1 protein-coding gene is annotated in these 538 nt (G+C 38.3%); it reads left to right on the forward strand.

The window, feature by feature from the left end; all coding sequences use genetic code 11:
- The coding region (locus IU405_RS03370; RefSeq protein ID WP_197437205.1) for a transposase at positions 1-538 on the forward strand (538 nt) is incomplete at both ends.

Raw genomic sequence — 538 nt, forward strand, 5'->3', positions numbered from 1 at the left:
CACAAGATCAATGCATGGATGCCTAATTTTGGGCAATACGTTCCAGAACGCGAAGGATTTGTGTTAGATAAACAAAACAACTATTATCAATGCACCAAAGAAGGAGGCAACAAAGCAAAATTGCTGTTTAAAGGAGAAAAAATGGATGGTAAAGGCTATCGAAAACACACCTATCGAAGCAGTGAAAGCGATTGTAAAAAGTGTCCTTTACGAGCAGCCTGCTGTGGGGAGAAAACCAATTTCAAGAAACTTGATGATAGTATTCACAAAGACCTTTACGACAAAATGCATCAAAAACTCACGCAAAACCCTGAGTATGCAAAACGAATGGTCAAGGTGCGAAGTAAAACAGTAGAACCAGTCTTAGGAACGCTCATTAATTTTACCAATATGAAACGGGTTAACACCAGAGGAATACAACAAGCGAATAAACATGTATTGATGGCAGCCTTGACCTATAACTTGAAGAAATACCTGAAATTTATTGCCAAAAAATCAAAAAGTATTGCCCAAGTTGTATCGATAGCACAAGGAGAGC

Origin of the sequence: Polaribacter sp. BAL334 (assembly GCF_015767435.1) — a bacterium.
In the GTDB taxonomy this organism is placed as follows: Bacteria; Bacteroidota; Bacteroidia; order Flavobacteriales; family Flavobacteriaceae; genus Polaribacter.